The sequence below is a fragment of the Kitasatospora sp. NPDC056800 genome (assembly GCF_042789775.1).
GTDB lineage: Bacteria > Actinomycetota > Actinomycetes > Streptomycetales > Streptomycetaceae > Kitasatospora.
Map to the genome: position 1 here is coordinate 1 of NZ_JBHUAL010000310.1, position 7374 is coordinate 7374.

The window sequence follows — 7374 nt, forward strand, 5'->3', positions numbered from 1 at the left end:
CCCCTTTCGTCATTCCGTCATTCCGTCATTCCGGGGCGGGGCCGCCGGGCAGGCGGACGGTGGCCAGCGCGCCCGGACCGCCGTCCGCGGCCGGGCCGAGGGTGACCTCGCCACCCGCCTCCCGGACGCTCTGCGCGACGATCGACAGCCCGAGGCCGGAGCCGGGCAGCTGGCGCGAGGAGGGCGAGCGCCAGAACCGGTCGAAGACGTACTGGAGCTCGTCCGGCGGGATGCCGGGGCCGTGGTCGCGGACGGTCAGCACGCCCCGGTGCAGCCGGACGTCGATGGTGCCGCCGGGCGGGCTGTACTTGACCGCGTTGTCCAGCAGGTTGATCACCGCCCGTTCCAGCCCGGCCGCGTCGCCGTGCACGTACCAGGGCTCGGTGTCGGTCTCGAAGACCAGCCCCGGGCCGCGCAGCTTGGCCCGTTCGACGGCCCGTCCGGCGAGCTCGTGCAGGGCGACCACGGTGGGGGCCGGGCCGCTCTTCGGGGTGTCCGGGCGGGAGAGCTGGAGCAGGTCGCCGATCAGCACGGTGAGCTCCTGCATCTGCGCCTTCATGTTGCCGAGCAGCTTGGTCTTGGTGGCGGCGGGCAGCGGGCGGCCGGTGTCGTTGCTGCGGATCAGCAGGTCGACGTTGGTGCGCAGGGAGGTCAGCGGGGTGCGGAGCTCGTGCCCGGCGTCGGCTATCAGCCGGGTCTGCCGCTCGCGGGAGTTGGCGAGGGCGGTGCTCATCGAGTTGAAGGACGTGGAGAGGCGGGCGATCTCGTCGTGTCCGTTGACGGGGATGGTGGTGCCCACCTCCTCGGTCCGGGCGATGTGCTCGACGGCGTCGGTGAGCTGGTCGACGGGCTTGAGGGAGGAACGGGCGACCAGCCGGCCGGCGATGGCGGCGAGCAGGATGCCGCCGGCGGAGACGGAGCCGAGCAGGATGGCGAGGCCCTGGAGGGAGTCCTCGACGGGCTGGGTGGAGGTGGCCACCATCAGCAGGGCCGGCCCCGACGCGGAGTGGGCCAGCGAGATCCGGACGACCGCCGGGGTCCCGTCGGTGAAACGGCCGTCGCGGATGATCGACTGGCCGTTCTTGAGCTTGAACCCGGCTGCGTCACCGGGCTGGACCACGATCGCCTTGGTCGCGTTCGGGGGCAGGCAGACGCCCGTCGGGTTGGCCTTCACGAACTGGGTGTCCCGGGCCACCGCGCTGCCGTTCTCCGAGGTGAGGCCCGTCGGCTGGTTCGCCAGGGCCTGTTCCGCGGTCGGGTAGCAGAGCAGGGGCACTCGGGGCCCCGGCGGCAGCGTCGCGTTGGCCAGGTCGGTCCGCACCTGGTCGTAGAGCTGCTTCTCCACGATGAACCAGCACGCCAGCGCCGACAGCGCGATCGCCACCGCCACCGCCGCCGCGCTCAGGAAGGTGAGGCGGCTGCGCAGCGAGCGGGAGCGGAACCAGTGGAGGAGGCGCTGTCGGCGGCGGGGCGTGCGGGGCGGTGCCAGCGGGGGTGCCAGCGGTGGGGGCGGGACGTGGTTCACGCGCTCGTGCCGGCGGCCGGGCGCAGGGCGTAGCCGACGCCGCGTACGGTCTGGATCAGGCGGGGCATGCCGCCCTGCTCGGTCTTGCGGCGCAGGTACATCACGTACACGTCGAGGGAGTTGGAGGAGGGCTCGAAGTCGAAGCCCCAGACCGCCTTGAGGATCTGTTCGCGGGTGAGGACCTGGCGGGGGTGGGCGAGGAACATCTCCAGCAGCATGAACTCGGTGCGGGTGAGCTCGATCGGCTTGCCGGCCCGGGTGACCTCGCGGGTGGCGGTGTTCATCCGCAGGTCGGCGAAGGCGAGCACCTCGCTCTCGTCCTCGACGGCGGCGCGGGCGGCGGCCTCGGCGGCGAGGGCGTTGCGGCGCAGCAGGGCGCGGACGCGGGCGAGCAGTTCGTCGAGCTCGAAGGGCTTGGCGAGGTAGTCGTCGGCGCCGACGTCGAGACCGGTGACGCGGTCGCCGACGGCGTCGCGGGCGGTCAGCATCAGCACCGGGACGGTGTCGCCGCGGGAGCGCATCCGGCGGACGGCGGTGAGGCCGTCCATCCGGGGCATCATGATGTCCAGCAGGACGAGGTCGGGCCGGTCGCGTTCGACGGATTCCAGGGCTTCGTAGCCGTCGGTGGCGGTGGCGACCTCGTACCCCTCGAAGGCGAGGCTGCTCTCCAGGGCGTCCCGGAGGGCGGGTTCGTCGTCGACCACGAGGAGCCGGGCGAAGGGGTGGCCGGCCTCGGCGGTGGTGCGGTCGTCGGCGGACGGGGTCATGGGCGGGTGCCCTTTCTCGTCGGGTGGAGGGCCTGCTGGGAGCAATTGTCCGTCTCAGGGAGCGGTGCTCACAGGTTCTGGCCGGCTTCGAGCTTCGGCAGGACCTGCTTGATGTCGTTGATCGGGATGGCGAAGCCGAGGCCGACGCTGCCGGCCGAGCCGCCGGAGGAGCCGGATCCGCCGGGCGCGTACATCGCCGAGTTGATGGCGATGACCTGGCCGTTGGCGTTGATGAGCGGGCCGCCGGAGTTGCCGGGGTTGAGCGCGGCGTCGGTCTGGAAGGCCTTGTAGGTGGTGGTGCTGCCGCTGTCGGACTGCGGGGCGGTGCCGCGCAGGCCGGGCACGCCGGGCAGGTAGGGGAGGCCGAAGCCGCCGTTGTTGCTGGTGCTGCCCTCGTCGAGCTGGACGGTGACGTCGCGGTTCTCGGCGCTGATGATGCCGGAGGTGACGGTGCCGGTGAGGCCGTCGGGGTTGCCGATGGCGACGACCGGGTCGCCGATGGCCACGGTGGAGGAGTCGCCGAGGACGGCGGGGGTGAGGTTCTTCGCGCCGGTGGCGGTGATCACGGCGACGTCGAGGGCCTTGTCGGTGCCGGTGACGGTGGCCTGGGCGGTGGAGCCGTCCTTGAAGGTGACGGTGATCCGGCCGCCGGCGGACGCGGTGTCGATCACGTGGTAGTTGGTGAGGATCTGTCCGTCGGTGTTCAGGACGACGCCGGTGCCGGTGGCGGTGCCGTTGCCGGTCTTGACGGTGATCTCGACGGTGCTGGGCGAGACGGCGGCGGCGACGGCGGCCACGTCGGCGGTGCCGTCGGAGCGGGCGGAGACCGGGCTGGCGATGGTGCCGACGCGGTTCTCGGAGCCCTGGTGGTCGGCGGCGACCAGGCCGCCGGTGACCCCGCCGAGGACGGCCGCGACCGCGGCGACGGCGGTGACCAGGGCGAGCCGGCCGCGCAGCAGTCCGCGCCGGGCCCGGCCGCCGTGGTGGCCGGGGCCCTCGGGGGAGCCCGGCCCGAGGATCGTGGGCGGCTCGGGCGGGATCGGCGGGGGCGGCGGCGGGGCGTCGAAGCCGCCGTCGGAGTGGTCCTCGCGGTAGCTGTACCCGGGCCCGTACCCGTCCGCGCCGGTGGTGCCGGAGCCGCCGGCGGCCGGGCCGCTGCCGAGCACGGTGCCCTCGATCACCCGGGGCTCCTGGGCCTCGTACTGCCCGGGGGCCTGGTACTGGCCGTGCTGCCCGTACCGGCCGTGGGCCTGGTAGGGGTCGTACTGCTCGTGGGGCTCGTACGGGCCGTACTGCTCGCTGGGGTGCTGCTGCTTCTCGCTCATGTCGACCAAGCTCGGCCCGGTGCATGAGGAGTGGATGAGAACCGGCTCAGAACGGGGAGAGAAGCCCGTTGGGTTCTCATAAAGCCTGGTCAGCCCGCCTGCCGAGCGGAACCGGCCGCTCCGGTACGGGCCCGCCGCTCCGGTCCGGGCCGGCTACTCCGCTACGGACCGGCCGGGGGCGTCGCCGCCGCAGCCGCAGGAACGGCGGATGACCAGCCGGGACGGGAAGGTGCGGACCCGCTCGGTGTCCGAGCCGGGCACCATCAGCGAGTCGTCCAGCACCAGGTCCACGGCGGCCCGGGCCATCGCGTCGCGGTCGGAGGCGACGGTGGTCAGCGGCGGGTCGGCGAGCGCGGCCTCCGGCACGTCGTCGAAGCCGGCCACCGCGAGGTCCTCCGGGACCCGCAGGCCGACCTCGCGGGCGGCCCGCAGCACGCCGATCGCCTGGTCGTCGGTGGAGCAGAAGATCGCCCGCGGCCGGTCCGGCGAGCGGAGCACGCCGAGCGCGACGTCGTAGGCGCCGTAGCGGTGGAAGGGCGCGTCGATCAGGTGCGGCTCGGTGGGGACGCCGTGCGCGTCCATGGCGCGCTGCCAGCCCTCGACGTGGTCGATGACCGGGTCGCCGGGGGCGGGGGACTCGACCGGGCCGCCGAAGCAGGCCACGTACGGGTGCCCGTGCACCTCCAGCAGGTGGCGCACGATCGCCTCGGCGCCCGCCACGTCGTCGGTGACCACCGCGACGTCGTCGATGGCCTCGGGCCGGCGGTGCAGCAGCACGACCTTGGCGCCCTCCATCGCGGCGAACTCCTCGGCGGCGCGCTGCGAGGGGCCCTGGCTGACCAGGATCAGGCCGGAGACGCGCATCCCGAGGAAGGCGCGGACGTAGTGCACCTCGCGGTCGTCCACGTAGTCGGAGTTGCCGATCAGCACGAGCTTGCCGCGCTCGGAGGCGGCCCGTTCCACGGCGTGCGCCATCTCGGCGAAGAAGGGCTGGCGGGCGTCCGGGACGACCATGCCGATCAGGTTGGTGCGCCGGGAGGCCATCGCCTGGGCGACGCTGTTCGGCCGGTAGCCGAGCTGGTCGATCGCCGCGAGGACCTTCTCCCGGGTCGCGGGTGCGACCGGGCGCGGACCGTTGTTGATGACGTAGCTGACGACCGCGGTCGAGGTACCAGCCAGCCGGGCTACATCGTCGCGCGTCACTTTGGCCACGGGGGGAGTCTACGCGTGTGGCCTCCGGGGCGGCAGGGGGAGCTGGGGCCTTGTTCGGCAGGCCGGCGGGCGGCTCCGGGAGGAACCGGACAAGCCGGGCGGGGGACGGCCCGCCCGGCCGGTCCTCAGGCGTCCAGGGGGGTGGCGGGGCGCTGGGCGAGCTCCGGCCGCTCGCCCTTCTCGGGCTTCTCCGGGACGACGAAGCGGTAGCCGACGTTGCGCACCGTGCCGATCAGCTGCTCGTGCTCCACGCCGAGCTTGGCGCGCAGCCGCCGGACGTGCACGTCCACCGTCCGGGTGCCGCCGAAGTAGTCGTAGCCCCAGACCTCCTGCAGCAGCTGCGCCCGGGTGAAGACCCGGCCGGGGTGCTGCGCGAGGTACTTGATCAGCTCGAACTCCTTGAAGGTGAGGTCGAGCGCCCGGCCCTTGAGCTTGGCGGAGTAGGTCGCCTCGTCGACCGAGAGGTCGCCGTTGCGGATCTCCATCGGGCTGTCGTCGGTGACGACCTGGAGGCGGCCGAGCGCGAGCCGCAGCCGGGCCTCGACCTCGGCCGGGCCCGCGGTGTCCAGCAGGACGTCGTCGATGCCCCACTCGGCGGTGACGGCGGCCAGGCCGCCCTCGGTGACCACCAGGATCAGCGGGCAGCCGATGCCGGTGGACCGCAGCAGCTGGCAGAGGCTGCGGATCTGCGGCAGGTCACGCCGGCCGTCGACCAGGATGACGTCCGCGCTGGGCGTGTCCACCAGGGCCGAGCCCTCGGCGGGGGCCACCCGGACGTTGTGCAGCAGCAGTCCGAGGGCGGGCAGCACTTCGGCGGACGGTTGCAGCGCATTGGTGAGGAGGAGGAGAGAACTCATACCCGGTGGTCCCCTTTCCGGGTCGTCGCGGTCGCGTGACGGCTGCCGCCACAGCCGGATGGCGCACGTGCTGAGGGGGAGGGGAGGACGACGGCCGGTCGCGGCGGACCGGGGGAGCGGACGGCGTGCGGGGCGCGACGGCGGGTCCGCCGGGGGTCCCGCAACCCCGGGCGCATCGTTTCTGCCCTGTTCCTCACCGCGAACCCTCCGGTCTGGTCCGGCGCCGGGTGGCGGCCCGGTGCCGGGTGGCGATGCCCCGGCCGGCCGGGGCACGTCGTTGTGCCGCGCCGGCCGGGAGGTCCCTGCTGCGCGCCGGGGGTGGGCCGACGAATCGCAAGAACGTCCGTACCGGCGTCCTGGAAGCACAAAAGGACCCGGGGGCGACTCTGCCCGGATCCCTCTTGGTGGTCGAGGATAGCCGACCGCCCCCTCCGCCGGGAGTGCCGGAATCCGGCGGTTCGCCCAATTCGGGCGTGCGCCGGGTGAGGCTGGACACAGCTTCGAGCGCCGGTCCGGCGCTGGTCCGGCGCCTCCGGGTGGCGGTCCGGTGCGAGGCCGGTGCGTACTCCGTGCCGGTCCGGCCAGGGCGATTGCCGCTCGTGGTGGCCGACACGCCATCATGGGGGGCGCACATCGGAGGCGCTGTTCGGGTCCATCGTTCGGGTGGTCGGGCGGCCGTCGCGGTGGCGAGCCGGACCGGGGTACCGGAGCCGGGCGAGGACGACGAGAAGGGGTGGCCCGATGGGCGCGACCACCGAGCCCGCGAGCGGCGCCCGGGTGCGCGGGACGATCCGCTACTGGGCGGCGGCGAAGTCCGAGGCCGGGCTGGCCGAGGAGCCGTACGAGGCGGCGACCCTGGCGGAGGCGCTGGCGGCGGCCAGGGCGCGGCACGCCGACCGGCCGAAGCTCGTCCAGCTGCTCGGGCACTGCTCGTACCTGGTCGACGGGGCCCAGGTGGGCGGCCGCGACCACGCGACCGTCGCCCTGACCGAGGGCGGGACGGTCGAGGTCCTCCCGCCGTTCGCGGGAGGCTGAGCGGCGTGACGGACATGAACAACCCGAACCACCCGAACCACGGCGGCCACGGCGAGTGGCCGCAGCAGCCCCACCAGCCGTACCCGCCGCAGGCCCACCAGCCGCAGCAGCCGTACCCGCAGCAGCAACAGCAGCCGTACGTCCCGCCGCAGCAGCCCGGCCACCAGTCGCCGTACGGCTACCCGGTGGACGACGCGGCGGCGACCGCGGTGCTGCCGGCGGTGCCCGCGTTCGACGACGCGGCCGCGACCACCCTGCTGCCGCCGGTGCCGGCGGTGAGCGACGCCGAGGCGACGGCGCTGCTGCCGCCGGTGGTGGTGTCCGGTCCGCTGTCGGGCGCGCCCCGGCCGCAGGGTCACCAGCCGCATCAGCCGCAGGGTCACCAGCCGCAGCAGGCCCACCAGCCGTACCAGCCGCCCCAGGCCCAGCAGGCCCAGCAGGTCCCGCAGGCCCAGCAGGTCCCGCAGCCGCAGCAGGCTCCGCAGCCGCGGCAGCGGCGGCGGCCGCCGGAGCAGCCGGTGCAGCCCCAGCCGGATCCGACGATCCAGCTGCAGCTCCCCCGGCCGCCGGGGGCCCGGGGCCCGCCCGGGGCCCCCGCGCCCCGGGTAGTATTAAAAAAACCCATGCCCCGGGAAACATCAACATAAGGTGTG

7 protein-coding genes are annotated in these 7374 nt (G+C 74.1%); 2 read left to right on the top strand and 5 right to left on the bottom strand.

The genetic code is table 11. From position 1 onward, the window contains the following. Window positions 1–25: 25 nt before the first annotated feature. From ACFRQN_RS38905 to ACFRQN_RS38925, 5 genes are all read right to left on the bottom strand, one after another. Window positions 26–1525, bottom strand: a complete 1500-nt coding sequence (locus ACFRQN_RS38905) for an ATP-binding protein (RefSeq protein WP_380745338.1) — start codon at window positions 1523–1525, stop codon at window positions 26–28. Further along, window positions 1522–2292 carry a response regulator transcription factor gene (locus ACFRQN_RS38910; protein ID WP_074006426.1) on the bottom strand — a complete coding sequence of 257 codons (771 nt, stop codon included), beginning with the start codon at window positions 2290–2292 and terminating at the stop codon, window positions 1522–1524. The genes ACFRQN_RS38905 and ACFRQN_RS38910 overlap by 4 nt, the downstream gene beginning before the upstream one ends. A gap of 68 nt (window positions 2293–2360) precedes the next feature. Continuing rightward, on the bottom strand, window positions 2361–3617 hold the full coding sequence (locus tag ACFRQN_RS38915) for a S1C family serine protease (protein WP_079272946.1): 1257 nt from the start codon (window positions 3615–3617) through the stop codon (window positions 2361–2363). 153 nt (window positions 3618–3770) lie between these two features. Next, window positions 3771–4829 carry a LacI family DNA-binding transcriptional regulator gene (locus tag ACFRQN_RS38920; protein ID WP_049659714.1) on the bottom strand — a complete coding sequence of 353 codons (1059 nt, stop codon included), beginning with the start codon at window positions 4827–4829 and terminating at the stop codon, window positions 3771–3773. A 125-nt stretch (window positions 4830–4954) separates the two neighbouring features. Beyond that, window positions 4955–5686: a response regulator transcription factor gene (locus ACFRQN_RS38925; protein WP_074006427.1), complete on the bottom strand. Its 732-nt coding sequence runs from the start codon at window positions 5684–5686 to the stop codon at window positions 4955–4957. A gap of 741 nt (window positions 5687–6427) precedes the next feature. On the opposite strand from ACFRQN_RS38925, the gene ACFRQN_RS38930 reads away from it, so the two are divergent. Beyond that, entirely contained in the window at window positions 6428–6721 is a 294-nt protein-coding gene (locus ACFRQN_RS38930) for a MoaD/ThiS family protein (protein ID WP_049659718.1), read from the top strand. Between the two features lie 5 nt (window positions 6722–6726). Then, the gene (locus ACFRQN_RS38935; RefSeq protein ID WP_380745341.1) at window positions 6727–7368 is read left to right on the top strand and encodes a hypothetical protein; all 642 of its coding nucleotides are present in this window, start codon (window positions 6727–6729) and stop codon (window positions 7366–7368) included. Window positions 7369–7374 lie beyond the last annotated feature (6 nt).